The organism is Dryocola clanedunensis (assembly GCF_038405435.1).
GTDB classification, from domain to species: domain Bacteria; phylum Pseudomonadota; class Gammaproteobacteria; order Enterobacterales; family Enterobacteriaceae; genus Dryocola; species Dryocola clanedunensis_A.
On record NZ_JBBYHZ010000003.1, the window covers coordinates 516,717 to 537,383 of the forward strand.

At 58.1% G+C, this 20,667-nt stretch carries 15 protein-coding genes and 1 pseudogene; 12 read left to right on the top strand and 4 right to left on the bottom strand.

The genetic code is table 11. The features are described 5' to 3' along the window. The first annotated feature begins 5 nt into the window (after nt 1–5). Genes AAE045_RS10070 through AAE045_RS10095 form a run of 6 tightly spaced genes read left to right on the top strand, consistent with a single transcriptional unit; the run spans nt 6 to nt 4,825 of the window. Nucleotides 6–644: a DUF3261 domain-containing protein gene (locus AAE045_RS10070; protein WP_455547599.1), complete on the top strand. Its 639-nt coding sequence runs from the start codon at nt 6–8 to the stop codon at nt 642–644. Then, nucleotides 641–1,798, top strand: a complete 1,158-nt coding sequence (locus AAE045_RS10075; RefSeq protein WP_455547600.1) for a beta-ketoacyl-[acyl-carrier-protein] synthase family protein — start codon at nt 641–643, stop codon at nt 1,796–1,798. Before AAE045_RS10070 ends, AAE045_RS10075 begins: the two co-directional genes overlap by 4 nt. Further along, the gene (locus AAE045_RS10080; protein ID WP_455547601.1) at nt 1,791–2,249 is read left to right on the top strand and encodes an ApeP family dehydratase; all 459 of its coding nucleotides are present in this window, start codon (nt 1,791–1,793) and stop codon (nt 2,247–2,249) included. Before AAE045_RS10075 ends, AAE045_RS10080 begins: the two co-directional genes overlap by 8 nt. Nucleotides 2,250–2,262: 13 nt before the next feature. Continuing rightward, nucleotides 2,263–2,994, top strand: coding sequence for a 3-ketoacyl-ACP reductase FabG2 (locus AAE045_RS10085; protein WP_455547602.1), 732 nt, complete (start codon nt 2,263–2,265; stop codon nt 2,992–2,994). Beyond that, nucleotides 2,991–4,220, top strand: coding sequence for a beta-ketoacyl-ACP synthase (locus AAE045_RS10090; RefSeq protein WP_455547603.1), 1,230 nt, complete (start codon nt 2,991–2,993; stop codon nt 4,218–4,220). Before AAE045_RS10085 ends, AAE045_RS10090 begins: the two co-directional genes overlap by 4 nt. Continuing rightward, the gene (locus tag AAE045_RS10095) at nt 4,211–4,825 is read left to right on the top strand and encodes a 4'-phosphopantetheinyl transferase superfamily protein (protein ID WP_455547604.1); all 615 of its coding nucleotides are present in this window, start codon (nt 4,211–4,213) and stop codon (nt 4,823–4,825) included. The genes AAE045_RS10090 and AAE045_RS10095 overlap by 10 nt, the downstream gene beginning before the upstream one ends. Here the strand turns inward: AAE045_RS10095 and AAE045_RS10100 are convergent. Continuing rightward, a complete protein-coding gene (locus tag AAE045_RS10100; protein ID WP_455547605.1) occupies nt 4,822–6,084 on the bottom strand; it encodes a mechanosensitive ion channel family protein in 1,263 nt (420 codons plus the stop codon). The genes AAE045_RS10095 and AAE045_RS10100 overlap by 4 nt on opposite strands. A 344-nt stretch (nt 6,085–6,428) precedes the next feature. Here AAE045_RS10100 and AAE045_RS10105 point away from each other — a divergent pair, with 344 nt between their 5' ends. Then, nucleotides 6,429–8,624, top strand: coding sequence for a TonB-dependent receptor (locus AAE045_RS10105; RefSeq protein ID WP_455547606.1), 2,196 nt, complete (start codon nt 6,429–6,431; stop codon nt 8,622–8,624). Nucleotides 8,625–8,852: 228 nt separating this feature from the next. Here the strand turns inward: AAE045_RS10105 and AAE045_RS10110 are convergent, their stop codons facing one another. Then, nucleotides 8,853–11,156 carry an Orn/Lys/Arg family decarboxylase gene (locus AAE045_RS10110; protein ID WP_455547607.1) on the bottom strand — a complete coding sequence of 768 codons (2,304 nt, stop codon included), beginning with the start codon at nt 11,154–11,156 and terminating at the stop codon, nt 8,853–8,855. Between the two features lie 11 nt (nt 11,157–11,167). Continuing rightward, nucleotides 11,168–12,498, bottom strand: a pseudogene (gene adiC / locus AAE045_RS10115) (arginine/agmatine antiporter). A 254-nt stretch (nt 12,499–12,752) separates the two neighbouring features. On the opposite strand from adiC, the gene ymdB reads away from it, so the two are divergent. Next, a complete protein-coding gene (ymdB, locus tag AAE045_RS10120; protein ID WP_455547608.1) occupies nt 12,753–13,277 on the top strand; it encodes an O-acetyl-ADP-ribose deacetylase in 525 nt (174 codons plus the stop codon). Further along, nucleotides 13,240–14,715, top strand: a complete 1,476-nt coding sequence (locus AAE045_RS10125) for a phospholipase D-like domain-containing protein (protein WP_455547675.1) — start codon at nt 13,240–13,242, stop codon at nt 14,713–14,715. The genes ymdB and AAE045_RS10125 overlap by 38 nt, the downstream gene beginning before the upstream one ends. Before the next feature lie 113 nt (nt 14,716–14,828). Here the strand turns inward: AAE045_RS10125 and mdoC are convergent, their stop codons facing one another. After that, nucleotides 14,829–15,974: a glucans biosynthesis protein MdoC gene (mdoC, locus tag AAE045_RS10130; RefSeq protein WP_455547609.1), complete on the bottom strand. Its 1,146-nt coding sequence runs from the start codon at nt 15,972–15,974 to the stop codon at nt 14,829–14,831. A gap of 292 nt (nt 15,975–16,266) precedes the next feature. On the opposite strand from mdoC, the gene mdoG reads away from it, so the two are divergent. From mdoG to AAE045_RS10145, 3 genes are all read left to right on the top strand, one after another. Then, a complete protein-coding gene (mdoG, locus tag AAE045_RS10135; protein ID WP_455547676.1) occupies nt 16,267–17,802 on the top strand; it encodes a glucans biosynthesis protein MdoG in 1,536 nt (511 codons plus the stop codon). After that, nucleotides 17,795–20,326, top strand: coding sequence for a glucans biosynthesis glucosyltransferase MdoH (gene mdoH, locus AAE045_RS10140; RefSeq protein WP_455547610.1), 2,532 nt, complete (start codon nt 17,795–17,797; stop codon nt 20,324–20,326). The genes mdoG and mdoH overlap by 8 nt, the downstream gene beginning before the upstream one ends. Before the next feature lie 122 nt (nt 20,327–20,448). Continuing rightward, nucleotides 20,449–20,667, top strand: a complete 219-nt coding sequence (locus AAE045_RS10145) for a YceK/YidQ family lipoprotein (protein ID WP_455547677.1) — start codon at nt 20,449–20,451, stop codon at nt 20,665–20,667.

Genomic DNA, 20,667 nt, shown 5'->3' on the forward strand with positions numbered 1-20,667 from the left:
AAATCATGAACACCATAAAACAGAAATTTTTTGCACTCGCAGGGTGGAAAAGCGGTAGCGTCTTCCACCATTTTTCCGCTTTCGTTCTGGTTCTGAGCGTATCGCTGCTTAGCGCCTGTAACACGCCAAAGCAGGATCCGACGCGCCCGCAGGCCTGGCTTAAGCCGGGGACGCTGGTAACGCTGCCCGCGCCGGGCATTACGCCCGCTATTAATCAGCAGCAGCTGCTGACCGCCAGTCTGAAAGGCAAAACCCAGTCGCTGATGGTGCTGCTCAACGCCGATGACCAGAAGGTTATGCTGGCGGGCCTGTCGCCGCTGGGCATCCGCCTGTTCCGCCTGACCTATGACAAAAGCGGCGTGAAAACCGAGCAGTCGATAACGCTGCCGGAAATGCCACCGGCAAGCCAGGTGCTGGCCGATATTATGCTGAGCCACTGGCCGGTCAGCGCCTGGCAGCCCCAGCTGCCGAAGGGCTGGACGCTGAAAGATATCGGCGCAACGCGCGAACTGCGTGATGACACCAACGCGCTTATCGAGACCATTAGCTACGTCACCCGGGACGGCAGGCGCCTGCCCGTCAGCATTCAGCACCATCGCTTTGGCTACCTCATCGCGATCCAGAACCTGGACGGCCAGCCATGATTTTCGTGACCGGGGTGGGCATGGTTAACGCCATGGGGAATACGCTCGATGAGATAGCCGACAGCCTGGCTGCCGGACGCTCCCCCGGCATGGTGCCGGACACCGACGGCTGGCTGCAGCAGGGCGACTGTTGGGTTGGGCGGGTGACGGGAGAGCTTCCCCCGATGCCCGACACGCTGCCCCAGCACAACAGCCGAAACAACCGTCTGCTGCTGGCGGCGCTGGCGCAGATCGGGCCGCAGATAAATGAGCTGATTGCGCGCTATGGCCGGGACAGGGTTGCCGTGGTGCTGGGAACCAGTACCTCGGGGCTTGATGAGGCAGACCGCAAAGTGAGCGGCACGCACGATACGTACCATTACGGACAGCAGGAGCTGGGCGACCCGTCGCGCTTCGTCAGTGAATATCTTGACCTCGACGGTCCGGCCCTGACGGTTTCGACCGCCTGCTCCTCCAGCGCCCGGGCGGTCATTACCGGCAAACGCCTGATTGAGTCCGGCATGGTGGACGCGGCAATTGTGGGCGGGGCAGATACGCTAAGCCGCATGCCAATAAACGGTTTTAGCAGCCTGGAATCCCTGAGCGAGCGGCGCTGTCGGCCTTTTAGCGCCGAACGTAACGGTATTACCATCGGTGAGGCGGCCGCTTTGCTGCTGCTCAGCCGTGAATCCGGCCCGGTTCAGCTGCTCGGCGTGGGGGAATCTTCCGACGCCTGGCATATGTCCGCGCCGCACCCGGAAGGGGCGGGAGCCATTCGCTCCGTTGAAATGGCGATGAAAGAGGCTGGCTTAACCGCGAAAGATATCGGCTATATCAATATGCACGGCACGGCCACGCGCTTAAATGACGAGATTGAAGCGAAGGTGGTCAATACGCTGTTTGGCGACGGCGTGCCGGGCAGCTCAACGAAGCATCTGACCGGGCATACTCTCGGCGCTGCGGGAGCCTGCGAGGCGGCGCTTTGTTATCTGATGTTAACCCGCCGTTTACCCTTGCCGGCGCAGGATTTCAGCGATAGTACTCAGGACGCAGAGCTGGCACCGTGCGGGTTACTGACTTCACCTCGGGCGGAGTATAAGCCGGTCATGCTCTCTAACTCTTTCGCCTTTGGCGGCAACAACGCCACCCTGATTTTTGGAGCGACGCATGACTGACTATTCCCCCCCGCAGCGCTATCTGCCCCATGAAGCGCCGATGTGCCTGCTGGAAAAGGTCGTGGAGGTCACGGAATCAGGTGCCCATTGTCAGGTAAAAGTCAGCTCAGCGGGCGTGCTGGCTCCTTTTCTTAGCGATGATGGCTCGCTGCCGGGCTGGTTTGCCATCGAAATCATCGCGCAGACGGTGGGGGTATGGTCCGGCTGGCATACGGTGAGCGCCGGTGAAGAGTCGGTTGGCGTGGGGATGCTCCTCGGCGGGCGCGGGCTGCGCTGTCCTGACGGAAAATTTGCGGCCGGTACGCTACTGGATTGTAAGGTCACGCTGTTAATGCGTGACGATAAAATTGGCAGTTTTGAAGGCGAAATCCTCGCGGATAACCGCGTTGTGGCAAGCGGGCGGGTGAATACGTATCAACCAGATAAGAACGAATTAGAACAATTATTTTAATGGGATAGCAGGTATGACACGAACAGTACTGGTGACCGGAGCCAGCAAAGGCATCGGCAGGGCAATAGCCCTTGGGCTGGCGGAAGACGGGTTTTCCGTGGTGGTGCATTACCACCGCGATATTCATGGCGCACAGCAAACGCTAAATCTTATTGAACAGCAGGGCGGCACGGGCCGTCTGATGCAGTTCGACAGTGCGGACCGGGCGCAGTGCCGCGCAGTCCTGCAGACAGATATCGAAGCTCACGGCGCCTACTGGGGCGTGGTTAACAACGCGGGTATTGCGCGCGATGGCGCGTTTCCCGCGCTGAGCGACGAAGACTGGGACGGGGTTATCCATACCAATCTCGACAGCTTCTATAACGTTATTCAGCCCTGCATGATGCCAATGATTGGCCTGCGCGACGGCGGACGCATTATTACCCTGTCGTCGGTATCGGGCCTGATGGGCAACCGTGGTCAGGTGAACTACAGCGCGGCCAAGGCGGGCATTATCGGCGCCACGAAAGCGCTGGCGGTTGAGCTGGGAAAACGCAAAATTACCGTGAACTGCATCGCGCCGGGGCTGATTGATACCGGCATGATCGAAATGGAAGAGGCCGCGCTCAAAGAGGCGATGCGCACTGTTCCCCTGCGGCGCATGGGCCAGCCGGAAGAAGTGGCCGGGCTTGCCCGCTACCTGATGTCGCCGGTGGCAGGCTATGTCACCCGCCAGGTCATCTCCATCAACGGAGGCATGCTGTGATCCGCCGCGTGGTGGTAACGGGAATGGGGGGCGTGACCGCCTTTGGAGAAGACTGGCAGTCGGTCTCCGCCGGGCTGCGCTCCGGTCAGAATGCGGTCAGGCACATGCCGGAATGGCAGATTTACGAAGGGCTGAATACCCTGCTCGGCGCGCCGGTGGATAAATTTGTCCTTCCCGGGCATTACACCCGCAAACGCATCCGCGCCATGGGGCGTGTTTCGCTGATGGCTACGCGGGCAACGGAGCTGGCGCTGGAGCAGGCTGGTTTGCTTGACGATCCGGTGCTCACCAGCGGGGAGACAGGCATTGCCTACGGCTCGTCTACGGGCAGCACCGGGCCGGTGAGTGAGTTCGCCACCATGCTGACAGAAAAGCATACGCGCAATATCACCGGAACAACCTACGTGCAGATGATGCCGCACACGGCGGCGGTGAACGCCGGTTTATTCTTCGGCCTGCGTGGCCGGGTGATCCCGACTTCCAGCGCCTGTACATCAGGCAGCCAGGCCATCGGCTACGCCTGGGAGGCGATTCGCCATGGCTACCAGACCGTGATGGTTGCAGGCGGCGCGGAAGAGCTTTGCCCGTCGGAAGCCGCCGTGTTCGACACGCTGTTTGCCACCAGCCAGCGCAACGAGCAGCCGAAAAGCACGCCGGCTCCCTTTGACCAGACGCGTGACGGCCTGGTGATTGGCGAAGGAGCGGGCACGCTGATCCTGGAAGATCTTGAGCACGCCCGGGCACGAGGGGCGAAGATCTACGCCGAGATTATCGGCTTCCACACCAACTGCGATGCGGCGCATATCACCCAGCCGCAGAAAGAGACCATGCAGATTTGTATCGAACGCGGCCTCGGCTCCGCCGGGCTTGCCGCCAGCGACATCGGCTACATCAGCGCGCACGGCACGGCGACGGACCGGGGTGATATAGCCGAAACTCAGGCGACCGCCGCCGTGTTCGGCGACAAAACGCCGATCTCCTCGCTGAAGAGCTATTTTGGCCATACGCTCGGGGCATGCGGTTCGCTGGAAGCGTGGATGAGCATTGAAATGATGCGGGAGGGATGGTTTGCGGAGACCCTGAACCTGCGTAACCGGGACGAAGCGTGCGGCGAGCTGGATTACATCATGGGCAGCGCCCGGTGCCTGGATACCGAATTCATCCAGAGCAATAACTTTGCTTTCGGGGGGATTAACACTTCGCTGGTGCTGCGCCGTTGGCCGTAAAACCCTATCGCCTGGCCTTTGCGGACGTCAGCCGCCTGGCGGACGACGCGCTGGCCGGGCGCTGGCTTTCCCCCGAGCTGTTCGCCACGGCACCGCACGGCAGCCGCCGCCAGGTATGGCTGGCCGGGCGTATTCTGCTGTCTATACTGCTGGATAAAGGGCCGCTGCCTCTGCTGGCTATTGGCCCTAACGGCAAACCCTCCCATCCGCAGCTTCCCCACTTTAATATCAGCAACAGCGCAACGGGCGTGGCGGTGCTGCTGGGCGAGAGGGAAGTGGGCTGTGATATGGAGCTGCTGCGGCCGCGCCCTCGTTTTATGGCGGTGGCGCGACACAGTTTTTCAGCCGGGCTGGTGGAGTGGCTCGAGGCGCTGCCGGTGGAGGAGCAGCTGCATGCTTTCTGGCGCTTATGGACAGCACATGAGGCGGTACTGAAGCAGCAGGGGGGGACGGTATGGCAGATATCTTCGCTGGATTTGCCGCTGGACACGCTCTGCCCGGCGGGCCGCTGGCTGACGCATCTGGCGGTCAACGGTGCGCTGATTGCCTGCTGCGGGCGTGAACCTTTTCCTGCCGAATTCACGCCCGAGCTGGTTTTGCTTTAGCTCTGCTGCTGGCCCGCTCCCGCGAGCGCCGTCAGGTTACGCATATCATTCCCGGTAGGCGACTGATAAACCCGCAGGCCAAATTCGCCCATCACCGCATAAATATGATCAAAAATATCTGCCTGAATCGCTTCATATTCCAGCCACGCGGTGGTGTTGGTAAAGGCGTATATTTCCAGCGGCATGCCCTCCGCGCCCGGAGCCAGCTGGCGGACCATCAGCGTCATGTCCTTACGAATTTTTGTATGGTGCTGTAAATATTCCGCCAGATAGGCGCGGAAGGTGCCGATATTGGTCATGCCGCGGCAGTTAAGCGCGTTACCTTCATCCTCGTTATATTGCTGATTATAGCTGCTAATTTCTTTATTACGCGCTTCAATATAAGGCTTTAACACCCGGGATTTATACAGGCGTTCAACTTCTTCAGGGGTAAGAAAATGAATGCTGGTGGCGTCAATATTAATGCTGCGCTTAATACGGCGGCCGCCGGATTTTGACATGCCGCTCCAGTTTTTAAACGCATCAGAAACAAGGGCGTAGGTCGGGATAGTGGTGATGGTATTATCCCAGTTCTGCACTTTTACCGTGGTCAGGCCAATATCAATCACCGAGCCGTCCGCGCCAAACTTCGGCATTTCCAGCCAGTCACCGAGCATCAGCATATTGTTGGCGGAAAGCTGAATGCCCGCCACCAGGCCGAGAATCGGATCTTTAAAGACCAGCATCAGCACGGCGGCCATGGCGCCCAGGCCGCTAATCAGTATCGCCGGGGACTGATCGAGCATCACGGAAATCATCAGGATGCCAATAATAATGGCGGCGACCAGCTTAATGCCCTGAACGATGCCCTTCAGCGGCAGCTGCGAGGCAATGGCGAATTTGTGGGAGATTTTTAAGGCAATATCCAGCAGCGAGAAAAGCGACAGCAGCGCGAAAAGCATGATCCACAGCTGCGCGCAGGAGGAGATAAGTTCGCTGGCCTGGCCATTTTTATGCAGCCAGATCACGGCCTGGAAATTGACGATGATCCCCTGCAGCGTAAAGGCGACGCGGTTGAATAATTTATTTTGGGTAATAATCTGCAGCCAGAGCTTCGAGCTGGCGTTGGCGTGCTTTTCAAAAATACGCAGGACAATGCGGTGCAGAATAAAATGTACGACAACGGCGGTCAGTACAATCACGCTCAGCATAACGGCTAAATAAGTATATTTATTTAATTCCATGCCGTAATTTTTCAGAAGCAGTAAAAAGTCCTGCATATCATCTCCAAAGCAAAGGGCGCTATGATGCCTATCTGAGCAGCATATTTCAATCACACAAGGGAGATTTGTCTTAATTATTACCGGCAATTAAGACGTTTCTTGCGTGAGTAATGGGCGCGGAAAATAACTTATATTAAGAAATAATATTACAAATTATATTCCCGCATTTACCTTCAGCGGCGTTTGTTTACGGCCTGCCGCTGGCAGGGCGGAAATGTCCTCAGATGCGGATGATATATCCTGAAACGCCGTGTCATTTCTGCTTGCAATTCTTAGCTGACAAACGATAATCATGCGCAAAATAAGAAGCATTCTCATTATTATTTGTCAGGGAAAATCTCATGCAACGACCGACTCATGCTCAGCCAGGGCTGCGACCGCGCCTTCTCGCTGCGCTTATCAGCGCCAGCCTCACGCCTGCCGTGGCTGCCCCGAACCTGGCGGACACCACCGCGAAAGAAGATACCATCACCGTGACCGCCACCCCGGAAACTCCTTTCCGCGCCGGGGGCGATGAGCTGGTGCCTGCCTATCTTGACGGCCAGGTTGCCAACGGTGGCCGCCTGGGCATGCTGGGCGAGCAGGAGGCGAAAAACGTCCCCTTTAATATCATTGGCTATACCTCAAAGATGATTGAGGACCAGCAGGCCACGACCCTGACGGACGTTATCCGTAACGATGCCACGGTCCAGGCGGTGCGAGGCTACGGCAACTTTGCCGAGTCCTACAGAATTCGTGGCTTCCAGCTGGACGGTGACGATATCGCCTTCGGCGGCCTGTACGGGGTACTGCCTCGCCAGGTGGTGACGACAAATATTGCGGAACGCGTCGAAGTGATTAAAGGATCGAACGCATTTCTTAACGGCGTGCCGCCGGGCGGCTCGGGTGTTGGCGGCTCCATCAACGTGGAGCCGAAGCGTGCGGATAGCATCCCGCTAACCCGTGTCAGCGTGGATTATGGATCTGACTCGCAAATTGGTACCTCGCTGGATGCCGGACGCCGCTTCGGCGACAGCGACCAGTTTGGCGCGCGCGTAAACGTGCTGCACAGGGAAGGTGAAACCGCCGTTGATAACGAGAAGGATCGCACCACGCTTGCCAGCATTGGGCTGGACTATAAAGGCGATCGCCTGCGCGGCTCCCTCGATGCGGGCTGGCAGAAATCCACCATGCATAACGGCAGGATTGGCGTCGGGGTAGGGGACATCACGGAAATGCCGGAAGTCCCCGATAACAGCGACAACTACAGCCAGCAGTGGGTCTATTCAGATATGACGACCCATTTTGCCGCCCTGCGTGGGGAATATGACGTTGCGAATAACTGGACGTTTTATGGCGGCATCGGCGGCAACAATACCGACGAGCGCGGCGAGTACAGCCTGCCGAAGCTGCTGGACAGCGAGGGCAACGCTAGCGTCAGCCGTCTGGGAACGCGCTACGTTGCCGACAGCTTCTCCGGCATGACCGGCATTCGCGGCAGGTTCGACACGGGCGTAATTGGGCACAGCGTGAATCTGGGCTACTCCGGCGTCTATCGTAAAACCCGCTCGGCCTACACGCTGTCCGACGCGAGCAGCACCATCAATATTTATGATCCCACGACGATTAACTACCCGCCGACGCTTTACCGCGGCGGTAATATGGATGACCCGAACGACCGCAGCCGCACCAGAACCTCAGGCGTTTCCGTATCCGATACGCTTTCGGCGCTTGATGAACGAGTCCTGTTGACCGTTGGCGCCCGTCGCCAGGATGTCACCGTGCGCAACTACGATTATAACGGCGTGGAAACCCCAGCCACCCGCTTTGATGCCTTTAAAGTTACGCCCGTCTATGGCCTGGTGGTGAAGCCATGGGAGCAGGTTTCTTTCTACGCCAACCATATCGAAGCGCTGCAACCGGGGCCAACCGCCAGCAGCAAAGCCTCTAACGGGGGCCAGGTGGTCGGTATCGTGCAGTCGAAACAGAACGAAGTCGGCATGAAGGTGGACTTTGGTCGCGTTGGCGGCACGCTGGCGCTGTTTGAAATCAAGAAGCCTGTCGGCATGGTCGATGATAAAAACGTCTACGGCCTGTACGGCGAGCAGCAAAGCCGCGGCATGGAGCTGAACGTCTTCGGCGAACCGGTTTACGGCGTGCGTCTGCTGGGCAGCGCGCTGTGGCTCGATCCTGAACTGAGCAAAACCGCCGGTGGGGTGAACGACGGAAACGACGCCGTGGGCGTGCCACGCTATGCCGTCACTCTGGGCGGAGAGTGGGATCTGCCGTGGATCCAGAATCTGACCGCTACCGGCACCGTAACCCGTACCGGCTCGCAGTACGCTAACGCCAGCAACACCATCAGGCTGGACGGCTGGACGCGCCTTGACCTGGGCGCACGCTACAGCATGAAGGTGAACGAGCAGACGCTGACCTGGCGTGCGGCCGTGGAAAACGTCACCAATGAGAAGTACTGGGCGTCGGTAGACGATTCCGGCACCTATCTCACCCAGGGCGACCCGCGCATGCTGAAACTTTCCATGTCCGTGGACTTCTGATGTAACGCTTTTCTTCAGCTTTGCGGCACGCCCCGACAAAAAGAGGCGTGCCCATCGCCCCCGCCGTTTTCTGTCGTTAAAGTGCCCGTCCGCGTTCATGTCGAACTTGTTTTTATTCTTAATAAGCTGTTTAACATTCCTGCTGAGCATTTGATCGGCAGTTAACGGCTTTTTCCGTCGCTGACGCTGGCCTGCGGGTTGAACCACAGGCGCAGCGTCATCCGGTCGCTACGCCTTCATCGCCCAGATATGGTAGACGCCGTCGATAAGCTCGGCGCCCTCCAGCTCCTTCTCAAAGCCCGGGAACTTCTCGCCCCATTCCGCGATGCTGCGGATGTACTGCAGCCACGGCTCGTCTGCGGCACCAAAGCTTTCGCCCGGCATGACGATCGGGATCCCCGGCGGGTAAGGGATCACGCCGACTGCCGACACGCGATGGGCAAGCTGGGTGATAGGCAGATGCTCCGCTTTACCGGCCATATGGTGCTGGAACGCGATGCGGGGGCGGGTGACCGGCAGCGGGATATTGCCAAACGCCTCGGCCTGTAGTTTATCCATCTGGCTGGTTTTCATGTAGTTGAACATCTCATCGCAGAGATCTTTCAGCCCCATGCCCGCATAGCGCTGTGCATCGGCGGCGATCAAATCGGGCAGACAGCGCTTGAGCAGGGTGTTGTTGTCATAATCATCCTTGAACTCCAGCAGCACGTTGATCAGCGTGCCCCATTTCCCCTTCGTTACGCCGATGGAGAACAGGCACAGCACCATAAAGTCCGTGGTGCGTGACGGGACAATGCCGCGCTCGCCGAGATAGGCCGTGACCATCGCCGCCGGAATGCCGCTCTCCAGCAGGTTGCCGTCGTCGCCCATGCCCGGCGCCAGAATGCCCGCTTTGATTGGGTCGAGCAGGCACCATTCATCTTCCAGCTGCTCAAAGCCGTGCCACTTTTCGCCGGGTTTCAGCGTCCAGCAGCCGGGGTCGGTGGTCAGCTGTTCGCGCGAGGCTTTGGCAAACGGGACTTCCTGGCCCGAGCTGTCGGTAACGGTTGGCGCATTCCACGGCGAGAAGAACCATTCGCCTTTCTTAGCGAATGCGGCGTGAACCTTCGCCAGCGCCAGGCGGAAATCCACCGCCTCGTTAATCACTTCCTGGGTCAGCGCCTCTCCCTGGCCGCCGTCCATCATTGCCGCGCCTATCTCATTGGCGGCGATAATGGCGTAGAGCGGGGAGGTGGTGGCCTGCAGCATATAGGACTCATTGAAGCGCGAGTGCTCCACCGGCTTCCTGCCGTTGCGAATGTGGATATAAGACGCCTGGGAAAGCGAGGCGAGAAGCTTGTGCGTTGAATGGGTGGCGAAGACGGTGGGGCCACTTGCGTCGAAGTCTTTCGGGTCGCCGCGCATGGCGAAGCGGCCTTTGTACATTGGATTGAAGCGCGCGTAGGCGTACCAGGCTTCATCGAAATGAATCTGATCCACGCTCTGCGCCAGCAGATCCTGCGCGGCTTCGGCGTGGTAGCACATGCCGTCATAGGTACAGTTGGTGACCACGGCATAAACCGGCTTATCGCTGACGACCTCGTGCTTCAGCGGGTTGGCGTCGATAGCCTTGCGGATGCTGTCCGGTTCGAACTGACGCTTAGGGATAGGGCCGATTATTCCGAAGCGGTTGCGGGTCGGGATAAAGTAAACCGGCAGCGCGCCGGTCATCACCAGCCCCTGCTCGATGGATTTATGGCAGTTGCGGTCACAAAGGGCGATCTCCTGCTCGCCGACCACGGCCTGCATAATCGCCCTGTTGGAGCCGGATGTGCCGTTCAGAACGGAGTAGCTCATGTGCGAGCCAAAGACCTCGGCGGCATAGATCTCCGACTCTTTTATCGGGCCGCTGTGATCCAGCAGGGAGCCCATAGCCGCACGTTCAATCCCCGTGTCCGTACGGAACAGATTTTCCCCGAAGAAATCCAGGAACTCCCGGCCCACCGCCGACTTGGTGAACGCCACGCCCCCCTGGTGACCCGGCGCTGCCCACGAGTACTCCGGATTCTCCATCGTGTAATTAAACAGCGCGCGGGTAAACGGTGGCAGAAGCTGCTCGTAGTAGCGCTGGATGAGCGAGCGGGCGCGGGCGGCAATAAACTCCGCCGTGTCTTCGTGCATCCAGACAAACTCGTTCACCAGCCGCATCGAGTCGAGCGTCAGCGTGTCGATACAGGAGTGCTCCGCCATCAGCAGCACCGGGACATTTTTGTTCCGGTGGCGGATGGTTTGCAGCAGTTTAAACGCCTGGCTGTGGGATTCATCGTCATCCCCGCCGGAGGTCCAGTCGACAAAAATGCAGCACAGCGAGGCGTCGGAGGTTACCGTCGCGATGCCGTCTTCGAAAGTGGCGGCGCTGATCACCGCGAAGTTATTCTCCTCAAGCGCCTCAATCAGTTCGGCAATTGCCCTGCCGTTAGCCGTGGTGGCGTCCTGAATGCTGCTGTCGACCACCAGAATTTTACGTTTTTGATGCGTGCCTAAATCAAGCATGGTGCCTCCTGTTAATCGTTAACCACGGGTTTATCCAGCGGGTAGGGGTTTTTGTGGCGACGGTTGTAGTTCACGGTATACATCGCGGTGATGAGCATGATGGCGACGAACGACCACATGACCTCAGTCGCGCCCGAACCGACCACGGCCCAGATGCAGTAGATAAACGCGATCAGCGTGATGAACAGGAACGGCAGGCGCTGGTTGCCAAGATGCCCCTGACCAACGAGCATTAACGCGGCGCAGGTATAGATGTAAGGCACTAAGGTAAAGATGACGGAAACGGACGATACAACCGCAAACTGCGAGGTGGCGTCCGGGGAGATGCTCGCCAGCTGGAACAGCGTCATCAGCACGCCGACGATGATTAAGCCATAGACCGGCGTCTGGTCTTTATTGACCTTCGCAAAGACTGGTGGAAATAGCCCGTCGTCCGCGGCGGCCTTCGCCGTTTGTCCCGCAAGCAGTGTCCAGCCCCCAGGCTACCTAAACACCCGGCGGCGGCGCAGAAGGAAACAATTGCCCCGGCCGTTGGCCCAAGCGCCATCCGCGCCGCATCCCCGAACGGCGAGGCGGAAACTTTCAGATCGGCGTTGGGGATCATCCCCATGATGGCCGTCGTCGACAGCACGTAGCAAACCGCCGCAATCAGCACCCCGCCAATCGTGGCAATCGGCACGTTGCGCTTGGGGTTTTTCACTACCGCTGCGGCAACCGAGGCGCTTTCCACCCCGATGAATGACCAGAGCGTGACGCTTAAGGTGCTTTGTATCGCGCCGAAAGTGCCTTTCCCGCTGACGTTCCAGGCCGCCATGTAAGTATCGCTCTGGAACCAGAACCAGCCGAGCACCGCCACGGCCACAATCGGGATCAGCGCCAGAATCGTCGCCACCGCCTGCACGCGGGTGATCATCTTCGGCCCGAGAATATTCAGACCGACAAACAGCCACAGGATCGCGATACAGGTAACGGTAAGCGGCCAGGGCTGGTTGAGGATGGGAAAGAAGTAGCTGAGGTAGCCGACGCCGATAACCACCATAGCAACGTTACCGATCCAGCATGCCAGCCAGTACAGCACGTTCGTTTGATAACCGAGGAACGGCCCGAACGCTCGCCTGGCGTAGGCGTAGGAGCCGCCTGGGCTGTCATCAAGGGACGACATTTTGGCGTACACCATAGAAAGAGACAGGGCGCCGATGATGGTCACCGCCCAGCCGAATATGGCAATTCCCCCCGTGGCGGCAAGGCTTGCCGGGAGTAAAAAGACCCCGGAACCCATGATATTCCCCGCCACCATTAGCATCACCGGGACCAGCCCGACTTTTTGCGCTTCACTAGCCATAGAACCTCTCCTGAAAAAAGTATCGTTTGAGATGCGTGTTGCGTTGCATTTCATCGCTCACTTTTGCAGCGAAAGCCGCCCGGACAGGGGCGCCTGCAGTCTTAAAGTCGATCAAGAGTTTCTGGAAATTTCTGGTCATCAAAGAGCATGCAGAGGTATTGCGAATCGGGAGTCGGGAAAACCCTCAGTAAGTGGTATACGTCAGCTGTTGGCTAAGTTTAGACTACTATCAAAGACTAACTGGAGGTTTGCCAATGAGTGAACGAATGTCGGTAGTTCAGGGCGATATTACGACCGCTGCCGTGGACGTCATTGTGAATGCGGCGAATGCTTCGCTGATGGGCGGAGGCGGCGTGGATGGCGCCATTCATAAAGCTGCCGGTCCCGCACTGCTGGAAGCGTGCAAACTCATCGTACGTCAACAGGGCGAGTGCGCGCCGGGACACGCGGTGATTACCGAGGCCGGGAATATTCCGGTAAAAGCGATTATTCATACCGTCGGCCCGGTCTGGCACGGCGGTGACCGCCATGAGCCCGAGATACTGGAGCAGGCGTACCGCAACTGCCTGGATCTGGCTGCGGCGAATGGCTACCGCACGATTGCGTTTCCGGCTATCAGTACCGGCGTCTACGGCTATCCGAAAGAGCAGGCCGCGCGCATTGCGGTGGACGTAGTTTATAAATATATCGGCATCAGGCCGCTGCCCGAAGAGGTGGTTTTTGTCTGTTTTGACACCGAAAATACCCGTATCTATCAGCAATACCTTGCCCAGCTCTGACGTGGAAAACCAACACGCAACCCGCCTGGGGCGGGCCATCACCCCTACGACCGCCGAGCACCCGGGTCTGAGCGGTATTCATACGCTAGGCGACAGCCTGGACGCCTTTGCGGCGCGCTATTTGCTGTGCGGCATGGCTGAAAAAACGCTGGATGTGCAGTACTACATCTGGGAAGACGATATGTCCGGCCGCCTGCTGTTCGGCGCGCTGCTGGCGGCAGCCGATCGCGGCGTAAAGGTCCGACTGCTGCTGGACGATAACAATACCAACGGCATGGATGACACGCTGCGGATGCTCAATGCCCATCCGGAAATCGAGATCCGTCTTTTTAATCCCTTCTCGTTTCGCCTGTTTCGCGCTATCGGCTATCTCACTGATTTCGCACGCTTAAACAGGCGCATGCACAACAAGAGTTTTACCGTAGACGGCGAAACGACAATCATCGGCGGGCGTAACGTCGGGGATGCCTATTTTGGCGCCGGGGAGCAGCCGCTGTTTTCGGATCTGGACGTGCTGGCGGTGGGGCCGGTGGTGACCGAGGTCTGTCACGATTTCGAGCGCTACTGGCACTGTCAGTCCGTCTCCACGCTGGAGAAGGTGCTCGACGTGGATCAGGAGGTGCTGCACGAGCGCGTGACGCTGCCGGAAGACTGGAAGGATGACCCTATCGCGAGGCGCTATCTTGACCGCCTGACCACCAGCCAGTTTGCTACCAACCTCGTTTCCCGCACGCTTAGCATGTACTGGGCGAAAACAAAGCTGCTGAGCGACGACCCGCGTAAAGGGCAGGGGAAGGCGCGTAACCATACCCTGTTGCCGCAGCGCCTGCTGTCGGTCATCGGCCAGCCGAAAGAGGAGATCGATATTATCTCCGCCTACTTCGTCCCAACCCGGGCGGGCGTCGCGCAGATACTTGGGCTGGTTCGCAAGGGGGTAAAGGTCGTTATCCTCACTAACTCGCTGGCCGCCAACGATGTGGCCCCGGTTCATGCTGGCTATGCCCGCTGGCGTAAAAAACTGCTGCGCCACGGCGTGCAGCTGTTCGAGCTCAAGCCTAAACACGATGGCCGCTATGTTCCCCACGACCGGGGGCTGACGGGGAATTCCGGCTCCAGCCTGCACGCCAAAACCTTCAGCGTCGATAAGCAGCAGGTGTTTATCGGCTCGTTTAACTTCGATCCGCGCTCCGCCATGCTGAATACCGAGATGGGGTTTGTCATCGAGAGCGCAAAGCTTGCCGAGGATATCCACGCCAAATTTACGAAGAGCCAGAAAGAGGCCGCCTGGGCGCTGCGCCTGGACCGCTGGGGGCGAGTGAACTGGGTGGAAAACAGCGAGGGCAAAGAGATTGTCTGGAAGAAAGAGCCGCACACCCGCTTCTGGCAGCGGGTGCTGGTTCGCCTGGTCTACCGGCTGCCGGTGGAGTGGCTGCTCTGACCTGACTCTTTGCACTTGAGCCAATGCATCAGGGGAAACCGCAGGATCTGGTTCCCGGAGGGACGCCAGACCCGGTGGTCGCCCCCGGTAACCCGATCGCAAACGTCAGGGCGTTATGCTTTAGCCGCTTTATTCTGCGGCTTGCCGGAGAACAGGAAGCGCAGCACGGGAATGCGCAGATGAATTTCATACAGCGCGATGGCAATGCCCACCACAAAGATTAGGCCGGTGAAGAAACCCAGCGCGTTGGAGCTGATATGCGGCGTGATATACGCGCCGAAGAACAGCGTCAGCGGATGGTGGACCAGATAAATAAACAGCGACGCATTCACGAAGTAGGTCACGCGCGGGGAGTGGAAGTTCAGCAGCTTGTGCCCCAGCGAGAAGACGACGTTGACCATCCACAGCCCCATCAGCATGGTAATCACGCTTTCCGTTTCATACATCCACGCGTCACCGCTGCCGTAGCGCTGATTCAGTAAATAAGCGGCAAAGGCCAGCGCTGCGCCAACGGCGCACCACGGTGAAGTCCTGGTGAAAAGGTTTTTCAGGCCCGGACGGGTAAAGGCCAGCGCGCCGAGCAGGAAGAAGGGCAGGTAAAAGAGCGTCTGCATCACCGCGAAATTGAACAGGCCATCGCTTAACAACGGCGCGTGAATAATAAAAATCGTCCGGCGAAGCGCGCCATACAGTACGCCGCAGGCCAGGAAGATGAGTGAGAGGGTTCCTAAAGACCAGGGGGCATCACGGGTTTCTTTATGACGGGTAATGTATCTGTTCATCTTTTTAAACACAAAAAGACAGACCGTGGTCAGGACGACCATCACCAGCAGGAACCATAAATGTGAGATCAGCTCCCACACCAGCGTATTGTACTTTTCATAAGCCGTGAGGTTGTGCCAGTCCGCGCCTTTACCACTGATATGCTGCAGCATCAGAAACTGAGGCAGCGTCAGCAGCGGAATGGCCGTCAGCATCGGGATGCCTACACGCTCGACGCGCACTTTCCACCAGCGCTTAAGGGGATAGCGCAGAAAAAGCATGTAGGAAAAATAGCCGGAAATGACAAAAAACACCTGCATACGAAACGCGTGAATAAAGTCATTAAACAGGGTCAGCCACCAGGAGGGCAGGGCGCTGTTCACGTGCCACTGGTGACTGGAGTAAATCAAAGAAATGTGAAAGGGAATGCCCAATAACATTAGCCAGGCCCGGATAGAATCCAGGAAAAACTCGCGTTGAACAGGTGCGTTACTCATAATACTCCAGACATTATCGGACTAATCGTCTTATCCTTAAGAACATTATCCATCAGGCTCCAGCACTAATAGGATACTTTCCGTGGCAACCCTACACTAACCGTGACATTCTGTCTGTAGAGTGGACTCTTAAAGCGTAAGCAGTTGTCTTTTTTTGCTTAAAGCCTGAGCCGGCGCGCTGAACGATGCGGGTATTTGGTTGTCGGAAAGCAGAAGTTTCCATTAAAATGGATTGGATTGATTTAAGCACACAAAGGGGGATGTGCTGGTTAATATGAAACATAAACCAAAAATGATGAAGATGTGTGCGCTGGGTGCTGCAGTGATGCTGTCCCTTTATACCACTACGGTTTGGGCCTTCACTATCGATGACGTCGCAAAACAGGCGAAAACCTTAGCGGGCAAAAGCTACGAGGCACCTAAAACTAATCTGCCTTCGCAATTTCGCGACATGAAATATGCGGACTATCAGCAGATCCAGTTCAACCACGACAAAGCCTACTGGAGCAAGTTAAAGACCCCATTTAAGCTCGAATTCTACCATCAGGGTATGTACTTCGACACGCCGGTGAGCATTAACGAAGTGACCGCCACCGCCGTTCATAAGATCAAGTACAATCCGGATTACTTTAATTTCGGTAACGTCAAACACGACAAAGATACCGTCAAAGACCTCGGCTTCGCCGGGTTCAAAGTGCTCTATCCGATCAACAGCAAAGATAAGAACGACGAAATTGTCAGCATGCTCGGGGCGAGTTACTTCCGTGTGATCGGCTCCGGTCAGGTCTATGGCCTGTCTGCCCGTGGTCTGGCTATTGATACGGCGCTGCCGTCCGGCGAAGAGTTCCCGCGCTTCCGCGAGTACTGGATTGAACGTCCTAAGCCTGGCGAAAAAACGCTGACCCTTTATGCGCTGCTGGATTCCCCTCGCGCCACCGGTGCGTACCGCTTTGTGATAACGCCAGGACGTGACACGGTAGTTAACGTGCAGTCTAAGGTCTACCTGCGCGATAAAGTGGGCAAGCTGGGCGTAGCGCCGCTGACCAGTATGTTCCTGTTCGGGCCAAACCAGCCGTCGCCGGCCACCAATTTCCGTCCGGAGCTGCATGACTCCAACGGTCTGTCGATTCATGCCGGTAACGGTGAATGGATCTGGCGTCCGCTGAACAATCCTAAGCACCTGGCGGTAAGCTCATTTGCGACCGAAAATCCGGTAGGCTTTGGCCTGCTGCAGCGTGGCCGTCAGTTCTCTCGCTTCGAGGATCTTGACGATCGCTACGACCAGCGTCCAAGCGCGTGGATCGCACCGCAGGGCGACTGGGGCAAAGGCCGCGTTGAGCTGGTAGAAATCCCGACCAACGACGAAACCAACGACAACATCGTTGCCTACTGGACGCCGGACCAGCTGCCTGATCCGGGCAAAGAGATGAACTTCAAGTACACCATTACCTTCAGCCGCGACGAAGACAAAATGCACGCGCCGGAAAGCGCCTACGTCTTGCAGACTCGTCGTTCAACGGGTGATGTGAAGCAGTCTAATCTTATCCGTCAGCCGGACGGCACCATCGCTTTCGTGGTGGATTACACCGGTGCGGAGATGAAAAAACTGCCGCAGGATACTCCGGTAACCGCGCAGACCAGCATCGGCGACAACGGTGAAATCGTTGACAGCAAGGTGCAGTACAACCCGGTCACCAAAGGCTGGCGCTTAACGATGCGCCTGAAAGTCAAAGACGACAAGAAGCCGACGGAAATGCGTGCGGCGCTGGTCAATGGCGATCAGACACTGAGTGAAACCTGGAGCTACCAGTTACCTGCTAATGAATAAGTCTACCGAAATTTCGCCTGACTATATTGAGGCACTCCCCCTGACCGCCGCCGAAAAGGCGGCGCTTCCTGCAAGCGATCTGCAAGCTGTGCATGAAGCCCTGGATGAGCAAAAGCAGCATTTCGACCGCGCGGACGACTCCCCTTTAGCGTCCGTTAAGGCCCGGCTTAAAGCAAGCTGGCCCGGCTCGCTGGGCGGCAGTCAGCTGATTCAGGATGAGGAAGGGCGTACTCAACTTCAGGCCATGCCGAAAGCAACCCGCTCCTCGATGTTTCCGGATCCGTGGCGCACCAACCCGATTGGGCGCTTCTGGGACCGTCTGCGAGGCCGCGAGGTTAACCCCCGTTACCTGTCTAAAGAAGAGGCGGAAGCCGAACAGAAGTGGCGTACCGTCGGGACTATCCGTCGTTACATCCTGCTGATCCTTACCCTCGCGCAGACGGTAGTCGCCACCTGGTACATGAAGACCATTCTGCCTTACCAGGGCTGGGCGCTGATCAACCCTTCCGACATGGTGGGGCAGGATCTGCTGGTCTCCTTCATGCAGCTGCTGCCTTACGTGCTGCAGACGGGGATTCTGATCCTCTTCGCCATCCTCTTCTGCTGGGTCTCCGCCGGTTTCTGGACCGCGCTGATGGGCTTCCTGCAGCTGCTGATGGGCAAGGACAAATACAGTATTTCCGCCTCAACCGTTGGGGATGAGCCAATCAATCCGGAGCACCGCACCGCGTTGATTATGCCTATCTGTAACGAAGACGTGGATCGCGTGTTTGCCGGCCTGCGGGCGACCTGGGAGTCGGTTAAGGCTACCGGCCAGGAGAAGCAATTCGACGTTTACATCCTGAGCGACAGCTACAACCCGGACATCTGCGTTGCCGAGCAAAAAGCCTGGATGGAACTGATCGCCGAAGTGCAGGGCGAAGGGCAGATCTTCTACCGTCGCCGCCGTCGTCGCGTGAAGCGTAAAAGCGGCAACATCGATGACTTCTGCCGTCGCTGGGGCAATCAGTACAGCTATATGGTGGTGCTGGACGCGGACTCCGTAATGAGCGGTGACTGTCTGACCAACCTTGTGCGCCTGATGGAAGCGAACCCGAACGCCGGGATCATCCAGTCTTCCCCGAAAGCGTCCGGTATGGACACGCTGTATGCGCGCTGCCAGCAGTTTGCGACACGCGTTTACGGGCCGCTGTTTACCGCCGGTCTGCACTTCTGGCAGCTTGGTGAATCTCACTACTGGGGTCACAACGCGATTATCCGCGTGAAGCCGTTTATTGAGCACTGTGCGCTTGCGCCGCTGCCGGGTGAAGGCTCCTTCGCGGGCTCCATCCTGTCCCACGACTTCGTGGAAGCAGCGCTGATGCGCCGTGCGGGCTGGGGCGTGTGGATTGCCTATGACCTGCCGGGCTCCTATGAGGAGCTGCCGCCGAACCTGCTGGATGAGCTGAAGCGTGACCGTCGCTGGTGCCACGGTAACCTGATGAACTTCCGCCTGTTCCTGGTGAAAGGCATGCACCCGGTTCACCGCGCGGTGTTCCTGACGGGCGTCATGTCCTATCTGTCCGCGCCGCTGTGGTTTATGTTCCTGGCCTTGTCGACCGCCCTGCAGGTGGTGCATGCGCTGACCGAGCCGCAGTACTTCCTGCAGCCGCGCCAGCTCTTCCCGGTATGGCCGCAGTGGCGTCCGGAGCTGGCGATAGCGCTGTTCGCGTCAACCATGGTGCTGCTGTTCCTGCCGAAGCTGCTGAGTATTATCCTCATCTGGTGTAAAGGCTCGAAGGAGTACGGCGGCTTCCTGCGCGTTACGCTCTCCCTGCTGCTGGAAGTGCTGTTCTCCGTGCTGCTGGCGCCTGTGCGCATGCTGTTCCACACCGTGTTTGTGGTCAGCGCGTTCCTGGGCTGGGAAGTGGTGTGGAACTCGCCGCAGCGTGATGATGACTCTACCCCCTGGGGCGAAGCCTTCATGCGCCATGGCTCGCAGCTGCTGCTGGGCCTGGTCTGGGCGGTTGGCATGGCGTGGCTGGATTTACGCTTCCTGTTCTGGCTGGCTCCAATCGTGTTCTCGCTGATCCTCTCGCCGTTCGTGTCGGTGATTTCCAGCCGGGCAACGGTGGGGCTGCGGACCAAGCGCTGGAAGCTGTTCCTGATCCCGGAAGAGTACTCGCCGCCGAAGGTGCTGGTGGATACCGACAATTACCTGAAGCTCAACCGCAGCCGTACGCTGGAAGATGGCTTTATGCACGCGGTGTTCAACCCGTCGTTTAATGCCCTCACCACGGCGATGGCAACGGCCCGTCACCGTGCGAGCCAGGTGCTGGAAATTGCCCGCGACCGTCACGTTGAGCAGGCGCTGAACGAAACGCCGGACAAGCTCAACCGCGACCGTCGTCTGGTGCTGCTGAGCGACCCGGTCACCCTGTCGCGCATGCACTACCGCGTGTGGTCGAACCCGGATCGCTATTCGTCCTGGGTAGACAGCTACAAAGCGGTCACGCTGAACCCGGCTGCTTTACCGGCTAAGTAAAAGCATTTACAGTAAATGGCTTTGGTGGACGGTGCGAAATACTGTCCATCCTACATAACGCGAAATGCCGACCAACTGGTCGGCATTTTTTTGCTGAAAGGAGACCTGCGTTGTTAAGAGCGATAGTTGTGATAGTGGCGGCCTGCGCGCTGAGCGGCTGCGGCAGCATCATCAGCCGTGCGGTGCCGGGGCAGGGACATGGCAATCAGTACTACCCCGGCGTGCAGTGGGACATGCGTGACGGCGCGTGGCGCTACGTCACGGTGCTTGATTTACCGTTCTCGCTGGTGTTTGACACGCTGCTGCTGCCAATTGACGCCAGCCACGGCCCCTACGAGTAA